General features: G+C 40.5%; 1 protein-coding gene. It reads left to right on the top strand.

Going from position 1 to position 571, the window contains the following annotated elements:
• Positions 1-23 precede the first annotated feature (23 nt).
• On the top strand, positions 24-571 hold a 548-nt coding region (locus IEY78_RS35415; protein WP_506417113.1), incomplete at its 3' end, for a PEP/pyruvate-binding domain-containing protein.

The following is a 571-nucleotide window of genomic DNA, read 5'->3' as shown; positions in this document are numbered from 1 at the left end:
AATGATAATTTTAAGGGAGTTTTGTGCGATATATCAAGTTTTTCAAAGAGTTGAACAATAAGAATGTGAATCTGGTTGGGGGCAAGAACGCTAGCATTGGTGAAATGTTTCAAGAATTAGTGCCTATTGGCATTAAAGTGCCTGATGGCTTTGCGATCACAAGCGAAGCGTATTGGTATCTTTTAGAGCAAGGGGGGGCTAAACAAAAAATCATAGAGCTTTTAGAAAATGTTGATGCCACGGAAATTGACGTGTTAAAAATCCGCTCCAAACAAATCAGAGAGCTTATTTTTGGCACGCCTTTTCCTAGCGATTTAAGAGATGAGATCTTTCAAGCTTATGAAATTTTAAGCCAGCAATACCACATGAAAGAAGCCGATGTGGCCGTAAGGAGCTCCGCTACCGCAGAAGATTTGCCGGACGCTTCTTTTGCCGGGCAGCAAGACACTTATTTAAACATTAAGGGTAAAACAGAATTGATCCACTATATCAAATCCTGTTTAGCGTCGCTTTTTACCGATAGAGCGATTAGCTATAGAGCGAGTCGTGGGTTTGATCATTTAAAAGTCGC

The sequence above is a fragment of the Streptomyces kronopolitis genome (genome assembly GCF_014646275.1).
Lineage (GTDB): Bacteria > Actinomycetota > Actinomycetes > Streptomycetales > Streptomycetaceae > Streptomyces > Streptomyces kronopolitis.
Note: the sequence above shows the minus strand (reverse complement) of the source record. Positions and strands in the feature narration are given on the sequence as shown.